Here is a 20135-nt window from a genome sequence, read left to right as displayed (position 1 = left end):
TCGTGGTAACCAATGACTGGCGCGCCCTACCCTGGCGTCACGCCAAAGGCCCGCTTGAAGCGCTCGGCATAGACAGGCCAGACCTCGGGATTGATGATGCGCGGCGGACACTTGCCGTCGAGCGTCCCCAGCACCTGCTCGGCAGCGATGCGGCCCATGTTCTGACGTGCCTCGATCGTGACGCCGGCGGTGTGCGGGCTCGCCAACACATTGTCGAATTGCAGGAGCGGATGCTCCGGCGGCGGTGGCTCCTTGGACCAGACGTCAAGGCCGGCGCCCGCGATGCGCTTGTCGCGCAACGCCTGGAGCAGAGCATCCTCGTCGTGGATGAAGCCGCGCGCCGTGGTGATGAAATAGGCGTGCGGCTGCATCAGGCCGAACTCGCGAACGCTGATCATGTTGCGGCTGCGCTTGTCGAGCGGACAGGAGATCGAGACAAAATCGGCGCGGCGCAGCAGCTCGTCGAGCTCGACCTTCTCGCCGCCCCGCTCGGCCATCACTTCGGCAGACAGATACGGGTCGTAAGCCAGCACCTTCATGCCGAGCAGGCCCTTGCACAGCGCGGCGATTCGGCGACCGACATTGCCAAGCCCAATGATGCCGACGGTTTTGCGCTCGACCTCGTTGCCGACGAGCTCGTTGCGGTTGACATTGGGCTCACGGCGCAAGCGACGGTCGGACTGGATGATCCGCTTGGACAGGGTCAGCATCATCGCCAGCGCGTGCTCGGCCACCGAATGCGCATTGCCGCCGGATTGGTTCACGACCAGCACGCCCGCATCCGTGCAGGCCTCGACGTCGACGGGGTCGAAGCCTGCGCCGTTGCTGGAGACCAGCAGCAGATTCGGCGTTCGCTTCAAGAACGAAGCGTCGACATGGAAATGCGGCGCCAGCTCGTCGCGGGCGGCACCAATCTGGTAGACATGGGCCGCACTCAGGATCGGGGCGTAAAAGTCCTCGGGGCTCTCGTTCTCGATGCGGTCGAGCCGGACGTCAGGCCGCGCCTTCAGGATGTCGATATAGATCGGGTTGGCCAGGTATTTGACGTAGAAGACGCGCTTGCTGTTGACCGACATCAGGACCCTTCCGGCTCTCTCATGGAGACCCGCAACGTCAGCGCAATACGCGCCCCGTTCCTGCGTCCCTCCGTTTTCTCATTATCCCGCTTATGACATGGCGGTGCCGGCCTTGGCAGGCCGTCTGGCGCAGATCACGGTGCCGGCCCGGGCATGTTGACAATCCTGCCCGCTCCGTCAAGTTTCGGCAGACCGCCGCGACGACCAAGACAATGGTCAAAGACCAAGAAACCTGCGCGGCACAAGGGAGAACGCGATGGCGATTGCGGAACAGCAGACCTCGTCCCAGGCGGGGCCGGGGTCCGGCGACGGAAGCTGGCATAGCATCGTCCTGCAAACCCTGAAGCGGAACGAGATCAGCCTCATCCCTTACGTGCCCGACCGGGTGCTGACGCCGCTGATCAAGAATTTGCACGCCGATTCCTTCTTCGCGACCTTTGCCACCGCCCGCGAGGAAGAGGCCGTCGGCATCGTCTCGGGCGCCTGGATGGGGGGGCGGCGCGGCGCGGTGCTGATGCAGACATCGGGCTTTGCAACGCTCGCCAACACGCTCGCCTCGCTCGCGGTCCCCTACCAGATCCCGCTGATCATGTTCGTCTCCGAGCGCGGCACGCTGGGTGAGTTCAATTACGGCCAGTCGCTGGTCTGCCGCACCATGCGCCCGGTGCTGGATTCGCTGGCGCTGGAGCACCACACCATCACCCGGCTCGACGAGCTCGAATTCGTCGCCGACCGCTCGATCAAGCAGGCCGTCACCACGCAGGCGCCGGTGGCGCTGATCCTCAACCCGCTGCTCACCGGCGGCAAGACCTTCGACAAGTGAGCCCCGCCATGGATACGCGCAACACCAAGGTGATGAACCGGTTCGATGTGACGAAGCGCCTGATCGCAAAACTCAAGCGTGAGGAAGCGGTGATCGGCGGCATCGGCAATACCAATTTCGACCTCTGGGCCGCCGGCCACCGCCCGCAGAATTTTTACATGCTCGGCAGCATGGGGCTCGCCTTCCCGATCGCCCTTGGCGTGGCGCTGGCGCAGCCCGACCGTCGCGTCTTTGCGCTGGAAGGCGACGGCTCGCTCTTGATGCAGCTCGGTGCGCTCGCGACCATCGCCGCGCTGAAGCCAAAGAACCTGATCATGATCGTGATGGACAACGGCATCTACCAGATCACCGGCGCGCAACCAACGCCGGCCGCGGGTGTCGCTGACCTCGTCGCCATCGCCCTGGGCTCAGGGCTCACCAACAGCGCCTGGGCTGCGGACGAGGCGGATTTCGAACGGCTGGTTGACGAAGCCATGTCGGCTGACGAGCCCAGCCTGATCGCGCTGCGCATCGACGACAAGCCCGGCGTCGGCACCACCCGCAGGGATCCCGTGCAGATCCGCGAGCGCTTCATGCACGGCCTCGGTGTCCGCGAGCCGCTTTGAGCTTTCCTCACTGACGACAGAGCCCCGCGAAGCGTCACTCCGCGGGGCCCGATATTCCAGTCGCCGATGCGCCGATCAGTCGATGATCTTGACGACTCGGCGCGTGCGCGGCTCGACGATCACGCGGCGATCGTTCACGACCGCATAGCGATACTCGGTGTAGTTCGGCACGGGGCGCAGCACCACGGTCGGAGGCAGCGGCTCGCCGACCACGACGCGCTCCTGAACCACGACGGAATCATCGCGCGGGATGCCGCCGAGGATCGCATTCGGAATTTCGAGGCCAGCGCCGACCGCTGCACCCACGGTGCCGCCGACCATCGCGCCGACCGGACCGCCGACGTCGCCGCCCGCGCGTGCGCCGTTCCTGGCGCCCTGTTCGGTCGTCGACTGGGCAAAGGCTGCACTCGACGCTAGGAGCGACGCGGCAACCAACGAAATCGCAAGACGGGTCTTCATGTCCACACTCTCCAGTGTTTGTTGATCCAGTGTTTGTTGATGCGCCTTCAACCGCGGGGCCGGAGCATTGTTCCGGTTCCCACGTGGCGAAAGACGCACCAAATCCGAAAGAGTGTTACCGCGTAACAGTTCAGGCCGCGGCGATCTCGTGGCCCGCCATCAGTTCCAGCGCCCGCACCATCGCCGAATGATCCCAGCCCTTGCCGCCATGCGCGGTGCAGGACGAGAATAATTGCTGCGCGACCGCCGTGCTCGGCAGCGACAGGCCGAGCGCGCGCGCGCCTTCGAGCGCGAGATTGAGATCCTTCTGGTGCAGCTCGATGCGGAAACCCGGATCGAAATTGCGCTTCACCATGCGCTCGCCATGCACTTCGAGAATCCGCGACGAGGCAAAGCCGCCCATCAGCGCCTTGCGCACCAGCGCGGGATCAGCACCAGCCTTGGACGCGAACAGCAGCGCCTCGCTGACCGCCTCGATCGTCAGCGCGACGATGATCTGGTTGGCGACCTTCGTGGTCTGGCCATCACCATTGGCGCCGACATGGGTGACGTTCTTGCCCATCTTGTCGAAGATCGGCTTCATGGTGCCAAAGGCGCGCTCGGGCCCGCCGACCATGATGGTGAGGCTCGCAGCCTTGGCGCCGACCTCGCCGCCCGACACCGGCGCATCGAGATAATCCGCGCCCAGCGCCTCGATCTTCTTCGCGAACTCCTTGGTCGCCAGCGGCGAGATCGAGCTCATGTCGACCACGATCTTGCCCTTGGATATGCCGCCCGCGACGCCGTCCTTGCCAAACAGCACGGCTTCCACATGCGGTGTATCCGGCACCATGATGATGACGGCATCCGCCTCCTCCGCCACTTCCTTGGCCGATTTGCAGGCGACGCCACCGGCTGCGATCAGCTCCGGCGCGACCGGCGCCACATCATGCAGGAGAACGCGATGGCCCGCGGCCAGAAGATGGCCGGCCATCGGCCGTCCCATGGTGCCAAGTCCGATGAAGCCGATGTCGATCATGTCCAGATATCCTCAAGTCTCGAAAGTCTGCGCGGCGTGCCAGGACAGGCCTTCGAGCGTCGTGGTACGCGGCTTGTATTCGCAGCCGATCCAGCCGCGATAGCCGATCGCGTCGAGATGGCGGAACAGGAAGGGATAGTTGATCTCGCCGGTGCCGGGCTCGTTGCGGCCAGGATTGTCGGCGAGCTGGATGTGCGCGATCTGCGGGAGATATTCTTGCATGGTGCGGGCGAGATCGCCCTCCATGATCTGCATGTGATAGATGTCGTACTGGATGAACAGATTGTTCGACCGTACCTCGGAGATCAGCTGCACCGCCTGCTCGGTGCCGTTGAGGAAGAAGCCGGGAATATCGAGCGTGTTGATCGGCTCGACCAGCAGCTTGATATTCTCGCGCGCCAGCGTTGAGGCCGCAAAGCGGAGGTTTCCGACCAGCGTCTCCTGTAGCTCGCGCGGATCGGCATCCACAGGCGCAATGCCGACGAGGCAATTGAGCTGCTCGCAATCGAGCGCTTTGGCATAGTCGATGGCGCGGAACACGCCGTCGCGGAATTCGACAGCACGATCGGGCATGATCGCGATGCCGCGCTCACCGCCGGCCCAGTTGCCGGCGGGCAGATTGTGCAGAACCTGCGTCAGCCCGTGCGCCTCGAGCTGCTCGCGCAGAAGCGCCTTGTCGAAATCATAGGGGAAGAGATATTCGACCCCGGCAAAGCCAGCCGCCTTCGCCGCGGCGAAGCGGTCGATGAACGGCATCTCGTTGAAGAGCATGGTGAGGTTGGCGGCGAATTTCGGCATGATGCGGTCCCCTATTCTGCCGGTTGCAACACGCCGGAGCGCGTGGAGCCGACCTCGTCGAGCGGCAGGTCCAGCACCTCCTCGAACTCGACGATGTTGTCGATCTCGGTCCCCATCGCGATGTTGGTGACGCGCTCGAGGATGAACTCGACCACTACGGGCACGCGGTGCTTCTTCATCAATTCGCGTGCGGTCACGAACGCCGCCTGCGTGTCCTTGGGATCGGTGACGCGGATCGCCTTGCAGCCGAGGCCTTCGGCGACGGCAACATGGTCGACGCCATAGCCGCCCAGCTCAGGCGCGTTGATGTTCTCGAAGGACAGCTGGACGTGATAGTCCATCTCGAAGCCGCGCTGGGCCTGGCGGATCAGGCCGAGATAGGAATTGTTCACGACGACGTGGATGTAGGGCAGATTGAACTGCGCGCCGACGGCGAGCTCCTCGATCAGGAACTGGAAATCGTAATCGCCGGACAACGCCACGATGTCGCGATCCGGGCATGCCGCGCGCACGCCAAGCGCGGCCGGCAGCGTCCAGCCCAGCGGGCCCGCCTGCCCGGCATTGATCCAGTTGCGCGGCTTGTAGACGCCCAGGAACTGGGCCCCTGCGATCTGCGACAGGCCAATCACGGTGACATAGGTGGTGTCGCGGCCAAAGGCCTTGTTCATCTCCTCATAGACACGCTGCGGCTTGATCGGGACGTTGTCGAAATGGCTCTTGCGCAGCATGGTTTTCTTGCGATCGCGGCAGGCCGCGGGCCACGCCTGGCGCTCGCGCAACCTGCCTGACCGGCGCCACTCCCTGGCGACGGCGACGAAAAGCTCGAGCGCCGACTTCGCGTCCGAGACGATGCCGAGATCGGGATTGAACACGCGCCCGATCTGGGTCGGCTCGATGTCGACATGCACGAAGGTGCGGCCCTTGGTGTAGGTCTCGACCGAGCCGGTGTGACGATTGGCCCAGCGATTGCCGATGCCGAGGACGAAGTCCGACTCCAGCAACGTGGCATTGCCGTAGCGGTGGCTGGTCTGCAGGCCGACCATGCCGGCCATCAGCACGTGATCGTCGGGGATCGCGCCCCACCCCATCAAGGTCGGCACGACCGGCACGTTGGTGATCTCGGCGAACGCCACTAGCAGATCCGAGGCATCGGCGTTGATCACGCCGCCGCCCGCAACAATCAGCGGCCGCTCGGCCGTGTTGAGCATCTCAAGCGCCTTCTCGACCTGTTTTCGCGTCGCCGTCGGCTTGTAGACCGGCAGCGGCTCATAGGTCTCGTCGTCGAACTCGATCTCGGCGAGCTGCACGTCGAGCGGCATGTCGATCAGCACCGGCCCCGGCCGGCCCGAGCGCATCACATGGAACGCCTGGCTGAACACGCGCGGCACCAGCGCCGGCTCGCGCACGGTCACCGCCCATTTGGTCACCGGCTTTGCAATCGACTCGATGTCGACCGCCTGGAAATCCTCCTTGTAGAGCCGCGCGCGCGGCGCCTGCCCGGTGATGCAGAGGATCGGAATGGAATCGGCGATCGCCGAATAGAGCCCGGTGATCATGTCGGTGCCCGCCGGCCCCGAGGTGCCGATGCAAACGCCGATATTGCCGGCCTTCGCTCGCGTATAGCCTTCGGCCATGTGCGAGGCGCCCTCGACATGCCGCGCCAGGATGTGGCGGATCGAGCCACGCTTCTTCAGCGCCGAGTAAAGCGGATTGATCGCAGCCCCGGGAACGCCGAAGGCCGTCGAGATGCCTTCCTTCTCCAGGATACGCACAGCCGCATCGATGGCTCGCATCTTCGCCATATCGGACCTCCCTCTGTTACGTCAGCGAGGGAGATCATCAGGCGCACAGGATACGATCTCAACGAGATCGCTTTTATTTTCCACGATGCGGCAGCCGTGGAAAAATCGCGGCAGTCTCAATCGGTTACATCGAGAAACGGATGAAAGAAATCACTCGAACAGCGGCGCCAGCTTCATCTGCGGCACCAGCACCAAGCCCTTGTCGGTGATGCGAATTTCCGGAATGACCGATAGCGGAATCAAATTGAAGCCCATGTAGGGGATCGTACAGCCGGCCTCCGCCCATTCCTTCTTCAGCACCTTGACCTCTTCGGCCACCTCTGTGACGCGCTTGTCTGAGAGCAAACCTGCGATCGGCAGCGGCACCAGCGCCCTCACCTTGCCGTCGGCGACGACGCAGACCGCGCCCTGCTGCGCCTTGATCGCTGAGATCGCCACCTGCATGTCAGGCTCGTTGGTGCCGGCAACGATGATGTTGTGGCTGTCGTGGCCGACGCTGGAGGCCACCGCGCCGCGCTTCAGGCCGAAATCCTTCAAGAGGCCGTAAGCAACGTTGCCGGCCGACTTGCCGTGACGCTCAACCACAGTGACGAAGCACAGGCCGTAGCGGGCGAACAACGACGGCCAGTCCTTGGCCGGCTCGATCGCGACCTTTTCATGGATCAGCGTGATGCCAGGCAGCGCGGTCTTGATCGCGTTGACGGTGCAGGCTTTCGCCGGCAATTCCGGCGTCAGCTTCAGCCTCTCCGGCAGCTTTACGGTGACATAAGCTGCTTTCGGATATTGATAGCGCTGCGACAGCGCCTGATCGAGCCGCGGCGTGATCTTGCGGTTCTCCACCACCAGCTCGCCGCCATACCAGGTCGATTGCGGCTTGAGATTGTCGTCCATCAGCACGAGATCGGCGCGGCGTCCGCCGCCGAGCCCGCCGATGTCACCCTCCATGCCGAAGCGCGTGGCGCCATGCAGCGAGCCCATCGACCAGGCCTGCTCCGGCGACATCCCCGCCTTGACCGCTTCGCGCACCACCCAGTCGAGACCGAACAGCAGCAAATCATCGGCATCTCGGTCATCTGTGCACACCGCGGTCCGCTTGTGCGACGCGCCGAGCTCGGTGATGGTCCGGATCGCCTGCGGCAGCGAATGCCACGGCGTCGTCGGCGGACCGCCGCGCAGAAAAACCCAGACGCCGGCATCGAGCAGATCGTCGGCGATGTCGCGGTCGATCGCTTCATGGGTGTCGGTCACGCCGCTTGCCGCATAGGCCGCGACGAACTCACGGCCGTAGACATGGCCGGAGACCGGCCGTCCCCGCTTCAGGGCGGCGGCGAGGATCGCATGGCTGCGCTCGTCGCCCATGGTGACCGGCACGAAGTCCATCTTCTCGCCGAGCGCCACCGCTTCGGGCCAGCGGTCGAACAGGCCGGCGATCTTGTCGGGCGTAAGATCGCCGCCGGCAGTCTCCAGCGCAGCCGAGGTGGCCGGCACGGTCGAAGGCACCGTCAAGAAGATCGAGAGCGGCGCTTCGCGCGCGTCCTCCAGCATCGCCTCGACGCCGGCAACATCCATGACATTGCCGATCTCATGGCTGTCGCAGAAGATCGTGGTTGTGCCGTTCAGCAGCGCGGCCTCGGCATAGGCGCACGCCGTCACCATCGAGGATTCGATGTGGATATGCGGATCGACCAGCCCCGGCGCGATGATGCCGCCGGCGGCGTCGTAAACCGGAACGTCGCTCCACGCTTTCTTCGCCGTGCCGGCGGCCTTCACCGCAGCGACGCGGCCGCCGGTGATCCAGACCTCCCGTCCCGGATGGATCCGCTCCGAATAGGTGGAGAGCACCCGTGCTCCAGATATGACGAGGTCGGGCGCGACGCGCGCGGAGGCGACATCGGCGAGACGGCGCGTCATCGCATGCAGCGGCGCGACGGCAAAGCGGGTGAGTTTGGTCATCGGAACCCTCGCATGGCGTTACGGCCGGGCGATGGTTACGCCAAGCGCCAAACCGGGCAAGCTCAAATATAACGGCACGCCCTGCTTACGCCTTAGGCGGCGAACCGCCCGCCGTCCCTGATTTCGCGCGCCTGCGCGGGTTCCGCGTTCTCGGCGATGGCGGCGCAGTCGGCTTGACCCGAATCCGCATCGACCGTCCTTTTGACTCATCGATCTCGAACGAATTTGTCTTCCGCACGAGGTCGCTCAGCTTGCGGAAGCCAAAAGTCCTCGGATCGAAATCGGAAGCCAGATTTGCGAGCTGCCGCCCCACCTCTCCAAGCGTGACCCAGCCATCTTCGCTCTCCATCTGGGTGATGACCTTCTTGATGATGGGCGTCGCGGCATCAAGCGGCTGAAGCGACGTCGATCTCGAGGCTGCGTCCTGGGTGTTCGCCGGTGCGGCAAGCAGGTTCTCCGTGTAGACGAACCTTCGGCAGGCCTGCCGGAAGCTCTCCGGTGTCTTCTGTTCGCCGAACCCAAAGACATCGATGCCCTGCTCCCGGATGCGGGCGGCAAGCCGGGTGAAATCGCTGTCTGAAGAGACCAGGCAAAAGCCATCGAACCGGCCGCTGTGAAGCAGGTCCATTGCGTCGATGACCAGGGTTATGTCGGATGCATTCTTTCCCGTCGTGTAGGCGAACTGCTGCTGCGGGATGATGGCGTGCTTCGCCAGGATGTCGGCCCAGCCCCTGGATCGCGCATTGGAGAAGTCGCCGTAGATGCGGCGAACGCTCGCCTCGCCGATCTTGGCAATCTCCTCGAACAGTCCATCAGCGATCTTTGCAGAGGCGTTGTCGGCGTCAATCAGGACGGCGAGACGGGGCGAACGAAGCTCGGAAGGCATGGCATTCCCCAAAAAGGACACGACAACGGTGGATGGATATACCGATGTCGGGGCCCTTGCCACCAGAGCTGATTTCTTTTCAAGGCGTCGCGGTGGAGCGTAACTCGGCTCAATCCGGTTTAACCGCGGGGGTCACGCCACCGAGCGCAGCCGTCAGTTCCGCGGCGACCTCACGCACCACGCGGCCGATCTCCGGCAGCCGGGCATCGGTGACGCGGCTGGTCAGACCGGACACCGAGATCGCGGCGAGCGGTTCCGCAAGCGCGTTGTAGACCACGGCGGCGACGCAGCGCAGGCCCATCTCGGCTTCTTCGTCGTCCACCGCAAAGCCCTGCTTCCGGATCACATTGAGCTCCCGGAACAAGTCGCTCGGCCGCACGATGGATTTTTCAGTGAGCCGCGGCATGCCGTGATGGCGGATGACGGCGCCAACGTCCTCGTCCGAATAGGTCGCGAGCACGGCTTTGCCGACGCCTGACGTCACCATCGCAACGCGGCCGCCGACCTTGGTCAGCGAGCGCATGATTTCGCGGCTCTCCATGCGGGTCAGCACGATGATGAATTCATCGTCGACGACCGCAAGATTGGCGGTCTCGCGGGTCAGATCGCGCAGCTTGCGCAAATAAGGAATGGCTTGCGCAGTAAAATTGCGCCGGCGCGCGAAGCTCGCCCCCACGGTGAAGCCGCGCACGCCGACATGCCATTTGGATTCGGCGCGATCGAACTGCACGAAGCGGCGGCTTTCGAGCGTCGCCAACAGGCGATGCACGGTCGAGGCCGATAGCCCCGTGCGGACGGCGAGATCGCTGAGGCGATAGCCTTCGTCATCCTCGGCCAGCGTCTCGAGGATCGACAGCGCGCGGTCGACCGACTGCACGCCGCCGTCACGATCGGCCTCCGATGCCGATCGTGTTTCGAGCGATTTGCGCCGGATCACGTTCTTGCCCATCGCGACCTGACCGTTCTCCCTCACCCTATTCTTTTTTCCCTCTCCCCGCTTGCGGGGAGAGGGTTAGGGTGAGGGGGAGTCTCCGCAAGGACGGTGACAGTTCGACTCGTGGAGAGTCCCCCTCACCCGAATTGCTTCGCAATTCGACCTCTCCCCGCAAGCGGGGAGAGGTGAACAACCATCCGCTCCGGATCGTGCCGAAGCGGCATCTCGTCTCAGAGCAGGCCCGCGCCCCGCGCCCACTTGTACTTGGCACCAAGCACCTCGACCGGCAGTTCGGTGGAGTAAGCATAGGCCGGGATACCGTTCTGGTAGAGATATTCGGCGGCTTCCTCGACCTCCACATCGCCGGCGAGGGAGGCAACGATCGGCTTCACAAAACCCTTGGCCTCCATCTCCTTCTTCACCTCGACCATGTTGCGGGCGAACACCATCGGCGGCGTGACGATGGTGTGCCAGTAGCCGAGGATCAGCGAGTGGATGCGCTCGTCCGACAAGCCGAGCTTCACCGTGTTGACGTAGGTGATCGGCGGCTCGCCGCCGGTGATATCCACAGGATTTCCGGCAGCACCGAACGGCGGAATGAACTTGCGGAAGGCCGCGTCGAGATCCGGCGGCATCGACATCAGCGACAGGCCGTTGTCGACGCAGGCGTCCGATAGCAGCACGCCCGAGCCGCCCGCACCGGTGATGATCAGCACGTTCTCGCCCTTCGGTGTCGGCAATACCGGCACCCCGCGGGCGAATTCGAGCAGCTGCCGCAAACTGCGGGCGCGGATCACGCCTGACTGCGCCAGCACGTCCTCATAGATCTTGTCGTTACCGGCGAGCGCGCCGGTGTGCGACGACGCCGCCTTCGCGCCGGCCGAGGTGCGGCCGGCCTTGAGCACGACGACCGGCTTCTTCTTGGAGACGCGCTTGGCGGCTTCCGCGAAGGCGCGGCCGTCCTTGAGGTCTTCGCAGTGCTGGGCAATGATCGAAGTGTTCGGATCCTGCTCGAAGAAGGCGAGCAGATCGTCTTCGTCGATATCGGACTTGTTGCCGAGGCCGACGATCGCCGACACGCCCATTTTCGCCGAGCGCGAGAAGCCGATGATGGCCATGCCGATGCCGCCCGACTGCGACGACAGCGCCGCGTGGCCCTTCACGTCATAGGCCGTGCAGAAGGTCGCGCAGAGGTTCGCCGGCGTATAATAGAAGCCGTAGATGTTCGGCCCCATCAGGCGGATGTCGTATTTCTTGCCGACCTCGACGATCTCGGCCTGCAGCTCCGGCGCACCGGCTTCAGCGAATCCGGACGGGATCAGCACCGCGCCCGGGATCTTCTTCTCACCGCATTCGGTCAGCGCCGCGGCCACGAACTTCGCGGGGATCGCGAACACGGCCGTGTCGATCACACCCGGCACGTCCTTGACGCTCTTATAGGCCTTGTAGCCGAGGATCTCGGAAGCCTTGGGGTGGATCGGGTAGATATCGCCCTTGTAGCCGCCGTTGATGAGGTTCTTCATCACGGAATTGCCGATCTTGCCGTCTTCGGCCGAGGCGCCGACCACGGCGACCGCCCTCGGCTGCATGATGCGGCTCATGGCCGCGACGATCTCTTCGGTCGGGCGCGGCCTCGGCTTGGGCTTGTAGGCGAAGTCGACGACAATGCGGACGTCGGCCGCAATCGCGTCCTTTGCGGTGGCGAACACCGGGTTGAGGTCGAGCTCGACGATTTCAGGAAAATCGGTCACGAGCTGCGAGACCTTGACGATGACGTCGGCGAGCGCCGTGCGGTTGACCGGCTCGCCGCCACGAACGCCCTTCAAAATCTCATGCGCCTGGATGCCGTCGAGCATCGAGAGCGCGTCTTCCTTGGTCGCGGGCGCGAGGCGGAAGGTGATGTCCTTCAGCACCTCGACCAGCACGCCGCCGAGGCCGAAGGCGACCAGCTTGCCGAACGAGCCGTCGGTGATCGAGCCGACGATGACTTCGGTGCCACCGGCCAGCATCTGCTGCACCTGGATGCCCTCGATCTTGGCATCGGCCTTGTACTTCCTGGCGTTCCCGAGAATGGTCTCGTAGGCCTTCTCGGCGTCCTGTGCCGTCTTGACGCCGACGATGACGCCGCCGGCCTCGGTCTTGTGGAGAATATCCGGCGAGACGATCTTCATCACCACCGGGAAGCCCATCGAAGATGCCATCTTGCCGGCCTCGCCGGCCGACTTCGCCACACCCTCCTTCGGCACCGGAATGCCGTAGGCGTCGCAGACCACCTTGCCTTCCGGGGCGGTCAGGCTGGTGCGGTTGTCGGCCTTGACCTGGTCAAGGACCTTGCGGACGACGTCTTTCGAATTGGACATATAGCTTCTCCCTTGACCTTCAGTTCTTTGCTTTGCAAAGCGCGCGTGATGCGGCTGCCCGTGATACTTGCCATCGCCGCGCTCTGTTCCGCGTGGCGGAATGCAGCGGCAGAAATGCCTAGACTACACCGCCGGTTTGGATCAAAAATGGCTAGCTATGGCATTTGGTATGCCAGAAGCCAACTTGTCAAGTCAGAGACCACCTTAGAACGCCGCAAAAAATAGCCAGCTTGACATTCTGGCATTTGGTATGCCAAAAACTTTCCGGTAAATATTCCTGTAAAAGACGACTCCCACTGGAGGAGAATCGTCGTGTCACTGCGGAAACCAACCAAGGCGTTGCCGAACATGGCCGAGGCAAACATCGCAATCGTTCGTATTGCCCCGGAGAGCAGCTTCAAGAACAAGGCGTATGACGCCTTGAAGGAAGCCATCCTCAAGATGGACATCTACTCGACGCCCGAGCCGGTGATGCTCGACGAGCGTGCGCTGTCCGAACGCCTGGGTGTCAGCCGCACGCCGATCCGCGAAGCGATCGCGATGCTCGAGCAGGACGGTTTCGTGAAGACCGTGCCGCGCCGCGGCATCATGGTGGTGCGACGGACCAAGAGCGAGATCGTCGACATGATCCGCGCCTGGGCCGCACTGGAGAGCATGGCGGCGCGCCTCATCACCAACACCGCGCGCAAGAAGGACATCACGGCGCTGCGCGACTATTTCAAGGATTTCGGCAAGGACCGCCTGCCCGAGGATCACGTCGAGGAATATTCGCGCGCCAACATCGCCTTCCACCAGGCGCTGATCTCGCTGTCGGAATCGCCGGTGCTGGTCGATCTCACCAACGATCTTCTGTTGCACGTGCGCGGCTATCGCCAGCTGACGATCGGCCGCAAGGACCGCACCGCGACGTCGCTGCCCGAGCATCTCGGCATGATCGAAGCGCTGGAGGCACGCGACACCGAGCTCGCCGAGAAGCGCGCCCGCGACCACACCCTTGGCCTCGCCGCTTACGTCGAAGCGCACGGCCAGGAACTCTTCACCTAGCAACATTCACCAGAAGGGCGAAAAATTCGCCCCACCTACCTTGAGACCAGGGAGACAAGGCCCATGCTGAACACCGCGACCAAGTCCGAAGCACCGGGCACCGAGCAGGAACTGACGGATGGCTTCCATCTCGTCATCGATGCGCTCAAGCTGAACGGCATCAACACCATCTATAATGTGCCGGGCATCCCGATCACGGATTTGGGCCGCATGGCGCAGGCCGAAGGCATTCGCGTGATCTCCTTCCGCCACGAGCAGAACGCCGGCTACGCCGCCGGCATTGCCGGCTATCTCACCAAGAAGCCCGGCGTCTGCCTGACGGTGTCCGCGCCCGGCTTCCTCAACGGTCTCACCGCGCTCGCGCACGCCACCACCAACTGCTACCCGATGATCCTGGTCTCGGGCTCCTCCGAGCGCGAGATCGTCGACCTCCAGCAGGGCGACTACGAGGAGATGGACCAGCTCGCGATCGCAAAGCCGCTGTGCAAGGCGGCGTATCGCGTGCTGCATGCCCAGGACATCGGCATCGGTTTCGCCCGCGCCATCCGCGCCGCGGTCTCGGGCCGTCCGGGCGGCGTCTATCTCGACCTGCCGGCAAAGCTGTTCGGCCAGGTGATGAACGCCGAGGCCGGCCAGAAATCGCTGGTCAAGGTGATCGACGCGGCGCCCGCGCAGATCCCCTCGCCCGCTTCGATCAAGCGCGCGCTCGATGTGCTGAAGGCTGCAAAGCGTCCGCTCATCGTCCTCGGCAAGGGCGCGGCCTACGCGCAGGCCGATGAGGAAATCAAGACATTCGTCGAGAAGAGCGGCGTGCCGTTCCTGCCGATGAGCATGGCCAAGGGCCTGCTCCCCGACACGCATCCGCAGTGCGCCGGTGCTGCGCGTTCGACGGTGCTGAAGGACTCCGACGTCGTCATGCTGATCGGCGCACGGCTGAACTGGCTGCTGTCGCACGGCAAGGGCAAGAGCTGGGGCGAAACGCCCAAGAAGTTCATCCAGGTCGACATCGAGCCCAGGGAAATGGACTCCAACGTCGAGATCGTCGCGCCTGTCGTCGGCGACATCGGCTCGGTGGTCTCCGCCTTCAACCAGGCGATCGCCACGGGCTGGACCGCACCGCCGGCCGAATGGACCAAGGCCATCGTGTCCAAGCGTGACGAGAACGTCGCCAAGATGGCGCCGAAGCTCATGAACAACAAGTCGCCGATGGATTATCACGGCGCGCTCGGCGTGCTGAAGAACGTCATCAAGGATCATCCCGAGGCGATCCTCGTCAACGAAGGCGCCAACACGCTCGACCTCGCCCGCGGCGTCATCGACATGTACCGCCCACGCAAGCGTCTCGACGTCGGCACCTGGGGCGTGATGGGCATCGGCATGGGCCAGGCCATTGCGGCTGCGCTCGAGACCGGTCACCCCGTGCTGGCGGTGGAAGGCGACTCGGCCTTCGGCTTCTCCGGCATGGAGGTCGAGACCATCTGCCGCTACAATCTGCCGATCTGCGTCGTCATCTTCAACAATGACGGCATCTATCGCGGCACCGACGTCAACAGCGTCAACGCCGATCCGGCGACGACGGTGTTCGTCAAGGGTGCGCGCTACGACAAGATGATGGAAGCCTTCGGCGGCGTCGGCGTGAATGCGACCTCGCCCGACGAGCTCAAGCGCGCCGTCAACGAGGCGATGGCCTCGGGCAAGCCGACCCTGATCAACGCGGTGATCGATCCGGCCGCGGGCTCGGAGAGCGGTCGCATCGGCAACCTCAATCCGCAGAGCGTCTTGCAGAAGAAAAAGTAAGTCCTCCCCTTCAACCCATTACTCCCTGCGGGTGCAGGGGCAGACAGAGTAGACGGAGCAACACGATGACCAAAGCGCTCGAGGGCGTTCGCATTCTCGACTTCACCCACGTCCAGTCCGGACCGACCTGCACGCAGCTGCTGGCATGGTTCGGTGCCGACGTGATCAAGGTGGAACGCCCGGGCGTGGGTGACATCACCCGCGGCCAGCTGCAGGACATCCCGAACGTGGACAGCCTGTATTTCACCATGCTCAACCACAACAAGCGCTCGATCACGCTCGACACCAAGAATCCCAAGGGCAAGGAAGTCCTCACCGAGCTGATCAAGAAGTGTGACGTGCTGGTCGAGAACTTTGGCCCCGGCGTGCTCGACCGCATGGGCTTCCCCTGGGAGAAGATCCAGGCGATCAACCCGAAGATGATCGTCGCCTCGATCAAGGGCTTTGGCCCTGGCCCCTACGAAGACTGCAAGGTCTATGAGAACGTCGCGCAGTGCACCGGCGGCGCCGCCTCCACCACCGGCTTCCGCGACGGCCTGCCGCTCGTCACCGGCGCGCAGATTGGCGACAGCGGCACCGGCCTGCATCTCGCACTCGGCATCGTCACCGCGCTCTATCAGCGCACGCATTCGGGCAAGGGCCAGAAGGTCACCGCCGCGATGCAGGACGGCGTGTTGAACCTGGCCCGCGTCAAACTGCGCGACCAGCAGCGCCTCGAGCGCGGTCCGCTCAGGGAATACAGCCAGTTCGGCGAAGGCATTCCGTTCGGCGATGCCGTGCCGCGCGCCGGCAACGATTCCGGCGGCGGCCAGCCCGGCCGCATCCTGAAGTGCAAAGGCTGGGAGACCGATCCCAACGCCTACATCTACTTCATCACCCAGGCCCCGGTCTGGGAGAAGATCTGCGACGTGATCGGCGAGCCCACCTGGAAGACCGATCCGAACTATTCCAAGCCGGCTGCCCGCCTTCCGCGCCTCAACGAGATTTTTGCTCGCATCGAACAGTGGACGATGACGAAGACAAAATTCGAGGCGATGGAGATCCTCAACAAGGACGACATACCCTGCGGCCCGATCCTGTCGATGAAGGAGATCGCGGAAGACCAGTCGCTGCGCGCGACCGGCACCGTGGTCGAGGTCGATCATCCGACCCGCGGCAAGTACATCTCGGTCGGCAACCCGATCAAGCTGTCGGACTCCCCGAGCGACGTCGAGCGCTCGCCCCTGCTCGGCGAGCACACCGACGAGATCCTGCGCGCTGTGCTCGGCTTCAGCGACCACCAGGTCGCCGAGATCCACAAGTCCGGCGCGCTCGACCCGCCGCAGAAGCAGGCCGCCGAGTAAGCGAGACCACAACACGCGAGATGAAAGGGCCGCCCATCGAGGCGGCCCTTTTTGCATCAGAAAGGCCGTACAGCCACGCGCCCAATCCAAAAACCAGAAGACAACCCCATGCACAGTAGCCAACTCATTGGCCACAAAGGAAACTTCGCATTTTACGAATTTTCTTTGACACGTCGGGCAAAACAGGGGTAGTATGGCATCATTCGAGAAGCGAACGTCGGTCCATCGAAGGGCATCTCGACGCAGAGGCTCGCCACTGCCGCGCGCCGACGACCAGTCGAGCGGCGACCAGTTGGCCTTTTTTGTTGGCGTCGGACAATCTTTCGAGGAACCGACACGCTGGCCGTCAGTTGTTACTCCAGACCCGATTTCTCCACTTCAAGGACAACGCGCTGTTTCACCGGCCCGCGAACGCGGACGGGACATCAGCGCATTCACGGACCGCACACGTTCAAACAAACCGAGATCGACATGTTGAAAGATCAATCCTCCGATCGCGCCAAGCGCGAAGCCAACAAGGCGTTCAAGCCCACCACAACGCAGAAACCGATGAATGACTACGCGAAGGACCAGCACTCCCTGAACGAGAACCGCGAGCGGCTGAAGGCGGAGCGATTGGCCCGCGAGGCCAAGCCGAAAGGCAGCGAAGACTAGGATAGACGCACTCTAGGACGCGGACTCATTAAGGCGCAGCCACGGCCCGATTGACGCGTACCGGCAGACCATTGCTATCGACCACCACGTGGATTTTACTCGTGAAGCCGCGTGACCTGCCCATCGATTGGCGCCGATTCCTAGCGATGCAAGGCTCCATGCTGATGCACGGGGACAATTGAAGTGTCGATCATTTGGACAGCGGCATCGTAGGCAGCAGCAAGTGCGTCTATGATGACGTTCCGGCGGCTGGGTATACAGCGATGGATGCCATCCTAAAACTCAAGGGTGTCATCGCCGGACTGCGGCTTCAGTTCGTTATCGCAGCTTGCCAAGCCAGAGCGCAGAGAGCGACGGGCGGTTGCGCACGCCGAACTTGGCGTAGATCGATTTGACGTGGAAATGCGTGGTGTTCGGACTTTGGTCGAGCTTCTGCGCGATCCGGCTTTCGGTGTCCCCGTCGAGCAGGGCGAGCAACACGCGGCGCTCAGCGGGTGTGAGGGGCGCATTGGCGATGAGCAGCCCGTGGCTGAGCAATTGTTCTCGGTGAAACCATCTCAAGGCGCGCATGACGAAGCCCAGACGCTGGCCGTCCTGCGCCGTAAAGCGGGGCGCCTGCGCATCGCGAAACACGAATAGACGAATCCGCACGTCGTCATTGAGCGCAATGCGCACGGAAATGCTGTCGGCGAAGCCGACATCCAGATAGTGCCGCCGATAGTGCTTGCCCTCGAACCATTCCGGCGGCAGCGCTTCGAACAGCAGGCGGACGCGGAACGGCTCATCGCCCGACATAGAAAGGATCTGAGACAGGTCGACGTCGTCGGACCAGAGCGTGTCGTACTGCTTCTGCACTGACGCCGCCACCGCCGGTATCGGGTCCAGCACCCTGACGAGGCGCGGACGCCAGCCGAGCAAGGGATCCGCCCGCTTCGGCGAAGGCAATCGCACGACCACACCCCATAGCACATTGCGTGCCGACAACATGGTACGCAGTGCGGACAGCAGGTGTATCAGCGCGGCGTCACCGTCGACGACAGAGAACTCGGCCAGCTGATCCCAGAGTGCATAGACTTCTTGATTTTGCGGATCGGTGGGATCCGTCGAGAGATGCATGTCATTCCCAACCTGTGCAGGAAGCCGAGCCGGCGCGGGCATACATAAAGCACAGCGAACCACCTTTCTAGGTAGTTCTCAGAAGCTTCGCGTTGCGCCATATTCAGCACGGGTGCTGGGAAGACAGATCCTCTCCCGTAACGTCATCGGGAGAACAACGATGCGCACAACAACGGGCGCGCGCCGGCTTGAGAAGCCCGGCGGCGACCAGACGGAGAGGCGACGGCGTCCCGTCTCTTTCATCGTCCTAGCATGCACATTTCTGATTGCCTTCGCAGCTTTCGCGCAGCAGCCACCGCCCAAGGTGTCGATCCGCCCGACCGGTCCGATGCCGGGCGTCAGCGCTCCCTGACTGATCCCTTTGCATTCCGGCTTCACAACGGCCATCAACCAAGAGATCGCATTGACCAAACAGGACGATCAAGTTCTCGATTGGGGTGAAGCTGCCCACTACAAGGTCAAGAGGTCATCACGCGATCTCTTTCATCTTTTACCGCTCGATGGAGGAAGTCAGCGATGACGCACGCGGCATTTTCTGAGGCGGCGAATGCGCCCCATGCGAAGTCCCAAATGGGCATCTCCGACACTATTCTCCCCAAAAGGGATTTTCATCTGCGCGGTTTGGCGCCCCTCGCGCTGTTCGTCACCTGGTACCAACGCGCCCGCTTCAGGGCGGAGCTTCTTGCCGACCTCAAGCACAAAGCCGAATACCTCAAAGACATCGGAATTTGCCGGCACGAGGCAACGTCCGAAGCCGCCCGATTCTTCTGGGAGCCGGTCTTGCTCAGGCGCAGCCTTTCGAACCCGCCGCTCCCGTAACCGAACCGGCGAACGCCGCCGCAGTGGCCATGCCAGCAAGCACGGCGTCAAATTTCGATGCAGTTACCTGCGCCATGCCATAGCGCGTTAGATGCCGAACAAACGAAAGAACAAGAACGTGAGACGACTGGGCGAAACACATCAGATGATCCTCATTCGTCTGGGTTTCGGCGTCGTTCACGCCATTGGCGGCGTCCTCATGGCGCGTGCGGCACCGAGCAAGGTGATCCTCCTTGAGGCGCAGGCTGTCACGTTTTCGGATGTCCGCTGTTGGCCCATCGCGAATGCTGCGCTACCGCACAGACCTGGTCGCGATAGGAGCAAGGCGGACGTAGTCACTGATCACATGACGCCGCCTGGTTCATAGGTACACGCCCTAGAGCATCGACAGCACGACCACGCCGTCCTCGAGCTCTCCCGAATCCAGCCGCGTCCGCGCGATGCGCTCGAACTCCGTCCGGTATTTCTGAAGATAGCTGAAGGCCTGCTTCTGCGTCGCAAAGGTGGTCGCCAACCGGCATAGCTGCCGGCCCGCGCCGTGCGCGAGAAAGAAGGTGATGGTGCCACCGCCGTCCGGTTTGATTCTAGGCACGATCCGCACTCCCTGGCATCTGACCGGCCCTGTCTCGTCGTTCGGCAGCGATATCG

The 20135-nt window shown here is 63.3% G+C and carries 19 protein-coding genes and 1 pseudogene; 8 read left to right on the top strand and 12 right to left on the bottom strand.

Annotated features, from left to right (window positions below):
- Positions 1–26: 26 nt before the first annotated feature.
- Positions 27–1076, bottom strand: coding sequence for a hydroxyacid dehydrogenase (locus tag V1280_RS44180; protein ID WP_334537343.1), 1050 nt, complete (start codon positions 1074–1076; stop codon positions 27–29).
- 256 nt (positions 1077–1332) lie between these two features.
- Between V1280_RS44180 and V1280_RS44175 the strand changes: the two genes are divergently transcribed.
- Positions 1333–1899, top strand: a complete 567-nt coding sequence (locus tag V1280_RS44175; RefSeq protein WP_334537341.1) for a decarboxylase — start codon at positions 1333–1335, stop codon at positions 1897–1899.
- Between the two features lie 8 nt (positions 1900–1907).
- Positions 1908–2504, top strand: coding sequence for a thiamine pyrophosphate-dependent enzyme (locus V1280_RS44170; RefSeq protein WP_334537339.1), 597 nt, complete (start codon positions 1908–1910; stop codon positions 2502–2504).
- 75 nt (positions 2505–2579) lie between these two features.
- Here the strand turns inward: V1280_RS44170 and V1280_RS44165 are convergent, their stop codons facing one another.
- From V1280_RS44165 to V1280_RS44130, 8 genes are all read right to left on the bottom strand, one after another.
- Complete coding sequence (locus V1280_RS44165; protein WP_334537337.1) at positions 2580–2963, bottom strand: DUF1236 domain-containing protein; 384 nt, start codon at positions 2961–2963, stop codon at positions 2580–2582.
- Positions 2964–3093: 130 nt separating this feature from the next.
- Positions 3094–3981: a 2-hydroxy-3-oxopropionate reductase gene (locus V1280_RS44160; RefSeq protein WP_334537335.1), complete on the bottom strand. Its 888-nt coding sequence runs from the start codon at positions 3979–3981 to the stop codon at positions 3094–3096.
- Between the two features lie 12 nt (positions 3982–3993).
- On the bottom strand, positions 3994–4779 hold the full coding sequence (gene hyi / locus V1280_RS44155; RefSeq protein ID WP_334537333.1) for a hydroxypyruvate isomerase: 786 nt from the start codon (positions 4777–4779) through the stop codon (positions 3994–3996).
- 11 nt (positions 4780–4790) lie between these two features.
- Complete coding sequence (gene gcl, locus V1280_RS44150) at positions 4791–6581, bottom strand: glyoxylate carboligase (protein WP_334537332.1); 1791 nt, start codon at positions 6579–6581, stop codon at positions 4791–4793.
- A gap of 150 nt (positions 6582–6731) precedes the next feature.
- A complete protein-coding gene (locus V1280_RS44145) occupies positions 6732–8534 on the bottom strand; it encodes an adenine deaminase C-terminal domain-containing protein (protein WP_334537331.1) in 1803 nt (600 codons plus the stop codon).
- 85 nt (positions 8535–8619) lie between these two features.
- Positions 8620–9420, bottom strand: coding sequence for an NYN domain-containing protein (locus V1280_RS44140; protein WP_334537329.1), 801 nt, complete (start codon positions 9418–9420; stop codon positions 8620–8622).
- 109 nt (positions 9421–9529) lie between these two features.
- On the bottom strand, positions 9530–10369 hold the full coding sequence (locus V1280_RS44135) for an IclR family transcriptional regulator (RefSeq protein ID WP_334538588.1): 840 nt from the start codon (positions 10367–10369) through the stop codon (positions 9530–9532).
- A gap of 215 nt (positions 10370–10584) precedes the next feature.
- Entirely contained in the window at positions 10585–12714 is a 2130-nt protein-coding gene (locus V1280_RS44130) for an acetate--CoA ligase family protein (RefSeq protein ID WP_334537327.1), read from the bottom strand.
- 348 nt (positions 12715–13062) lie between these two features.
- On the opposite strand from V1280_RS44130, the gene V1280_RS44125 reads away from it, so the two are divergent.
- The 4 genes from V1280_RS44125 (at position 13063) to V1280_RS44110 (ending at position 17552) form a co-directional block, all read left to right on the top strand.
- Positions 13063–13758 carry a GntR family transcriptional regulator gene (locus V1280_RS44125; RefSeq protein ID WP_334538586.1) on the top strand — a complete coding sequence of 232 codons (696 nt, stop codon included), beginning with the start codon at positions 13063–13065 and terminating at the stop codon, positions 13756–13758.
- A gap of 63 nt (positions 13759–13821) precedes the next feature.
- Positions 13822–15555: an oxalyl-CoA decarboxylase gene (gene oxc / locus V1280_RS44120; protein ID WP_334537324.1), complete on the top strand. Its 1734-nt coding sequence runs from the start codon at positions 13822–13824 to the stop codon at positions 15553–15555.
- Positions 15556–15620: 65 nt separating this feature from the next.
- Positions 15621–16898 carry a formyl-CoA transferase gene (gene frc, locus V1280_RS44115; RefSeq protein ID WP_334537322.1) on the top strand — a complete coding sequence of 426 codons (1278 nt, stop codon included), beginning with the start codon at positions 15621–15623 and terminating at the stop codon, positions 16896–16898.
- A 471-nt stretch (positions 16899–17369) separates the two neighbouring features.
- A complete protein-coding gene (locus V1280_RS44110; protein ID WP_334537320.1) occupies positions 17370–17552 on the top strand; it encodes a hypothetical protein in 183 nt (60 codons plus the stop codon).
- Positions 17553–17604: 52 nt separating this feature from the next.
- Here the strand turns inward: V1280_RS44110 and V1280_RS44105 are convergent.
- A pseudogene (locus V1280_RS44105) lies at positions 17605–17788 on the bottom strand (IS5/IS1182 family transposase); the annotation flags it as partial.
- 82 nt (positions 17789–17870) lie between these two features.
- The gene (locus V1280_RS44100; RefSeq protein ID WP_334537319.1) at positions 17871–18668 is read right to left on the bottom strand and encodes a helix-turn-helix transcriptional regulator; all 798 of its coding nucleotides are present in this window, start codon (positions 18666–18668) and stop codon (positions 17871–17873) included.
- A gap of 160 nt (positions 18669–18828) precedes the next feature.
- Between V1280_RS44100 and V1280_RS44095 the strand changes: the two genes are divergently transcribed.
- Together V1280_RS44095 and V1280_RS44090 are read left to right on the top strand one after the other, a co-directional pair.
- A complete protein-coding gene (locus V1280_RS44095; protein ID WP_334537318.1) occupies positions 18829–19020 on the top strand; it encodes a hypothetical protein in 192 nt (63 codons plus the stop codon).
- Between the two features lie 164 nt (positions 19021–19184).
- Positions 19185–19487, top strand: coding sequence for a DUF1127 domain-containing protein (locus V1280_RS44090; protein ID WP_334537316.1), 303 nt, complete (start codon positions 19185–19187; stop codon positions 19485–19487).
- Between the two features lie 376 nt (positions 19488–19863).
- Here V1280_RS44090 and V1280_RS44085 read toward each other — a convergent pair whose 3' ends face one another.
- A complete protein-coding gene (locus tag V1280_RS44085; protein ID WP_148754661.1) occupies positions 19864–20088 on the bottom strand; it encodes a hypothetical protein in 225 nt (74 codons plus the stop codon).
- Positions 20089–20135: the final 47 nt, after the last annotated feature.

Source organism: Bradyrhizobium sp. AZCC 2230 (genome assembly GCF_036924495.1).
Lineage (GTDB): Bacteria > Pseudomonadota > Alphaproteobacteria > Rhizobiales > Xanthobacteraceae > Bradyrhizobium > Bradyrhizobium rifense.
This window is presented reverse-complemented; position numbering and strand designations above follow the sequence as displayed.

What these genes read in the sequence shown, in the direction of transcription:
- V1280_RS44180 (WP_334537343.1), bottom strand. Translation starts at nt 1,076, where the DNA reads ATGTCGGTCAACAGCAAGCGCGTCTTCTACGTCAAATACCTGGCCAAC.
- V1280_RS44175 (WP_334537341.1), top strand. Translation starts at nt 1,333, where the DNA reads ATGGCGATTGCGGAACAGCAGACCTCGTCCCAGGCGGGGCCGGGGTCC.
- V1280_RS44170 (WP_334537339.1), top strand. Translation starts at nt 1,908, where the DNA reads ATGGATACGCGCAACACCAAGGTGATGAACCGGTTCGATGTGACGAAG.
- V1280_RS44165 (WP_334537337.1), bottom strand. Translation starts at nt 2,963, where the DNA reads ATGAAGACCCGTCTTGCGATTTCGTTGGTTGCCGCGTCGCTCCTAGCG.
- V1280_RS44160 (WP_334537335.1), bottom strand. Translation starts at nt 3,981, where the DNA reads ATGATCGACATCGGCTTCATCGGACTTGGCACCATGGGACGGCCGATG.
- hyi (WP_334537333.1), bottom strand. Translation starts at nt 4,779, where the DNA reads ATGCCGAAATTCGCCGCCAACCTCACCATGCTCTTCAACGAGATGCCG.
- gcl (WP_334537332.1), bottom strand. Translation starts at nt 6,581, where the DNA reads ATGGCGAAGATGCGAGCCATCGATGCGGCTGTGCGTATCCTGGAGAAG.
- V1280_RS44145 (WP_334537331.1), bottom strand. Translation starts at nt 8,534, where the DNA reads ATGACCAAACTCACCCGCTTTGCCGTCGCGCCGCTGCATGCGATGACG.
- V1280_RS44140 (WP_334537329.1), bottom strand. Translation starts at nt 9,420, where the DNA reads ATGCCTTCCGAGCTTCGTTCGCCCCGTCTCGCCGTCCTGATTGACGCC.
- V1280_RS44135 (WP_334538588.1), bottom strand. Translation starts at nt 10,369, where the DNA reads ATGGGCAAGAACGTGATCCGGCGCAAATCGCTCGAAACACGATCGGCA.
- V1280_RS44130 (WP_334537327.1), bottom strand. Translation starts at nt 12,714, where the DNA reads ATGTCCAATTCGAAAGACGTCGTCCGCAAGGTCCTTGACCAGGTCAAG.
- V1280_RS44125 (WP_334538586.1), top strand. Translation starts at nt 13,063, where the DNA reads ATGGCCGAGGCAAACATCGCAATCGTTCGTATTGCCCCGGAGAGCAGC.
- oxc (WP_334537324.1), top strand. Translation starts at nt 13,822, where the DNA reads ATGCTGAACACCGCGACCAAGTCCGAAGCACCGGGCACCGAGCAGGAA.
- frc (WP_334537322.1), top strand. Translation starts at nt 15,621, where the DNA reads ATGACCAAAGCGCTCGAGGGCGTTCGCATTCTCGACTTCACCCACGTC.
- V1280_RS44110 (WP_334537320.1), top strand. Translation starts at nt 17,370, where the DNA reads ATGTTGAAAGATCAATCCTCCGATCGCGCCAAGCGCGAAGCCAACAAG.
- V1280_RS44100 (WP_334537319.1), bottom strand. Translation starts at nt 18,668, where the DNA reads ATGCATCTCTCGACGGATCCCACCGATCCGCAAAATCAAGAAGTCTAT.
- V1280_RS44095 (WP_334537318.1), top strand. Translation starts at nt 18,829, where the DNA reads ATGCGCACAACAACGGGCGCGCGCCGGCTTGAGAAGCCCGGCGGCGAC.
- V1280_RS44090 (WP_334537316.1), top strand. Translation starts at nt 19,185, where the DNA reads ATGACGCACGCGGCATTTTCTGAGGCGGCGAATGCGCCCCATGCGAAG.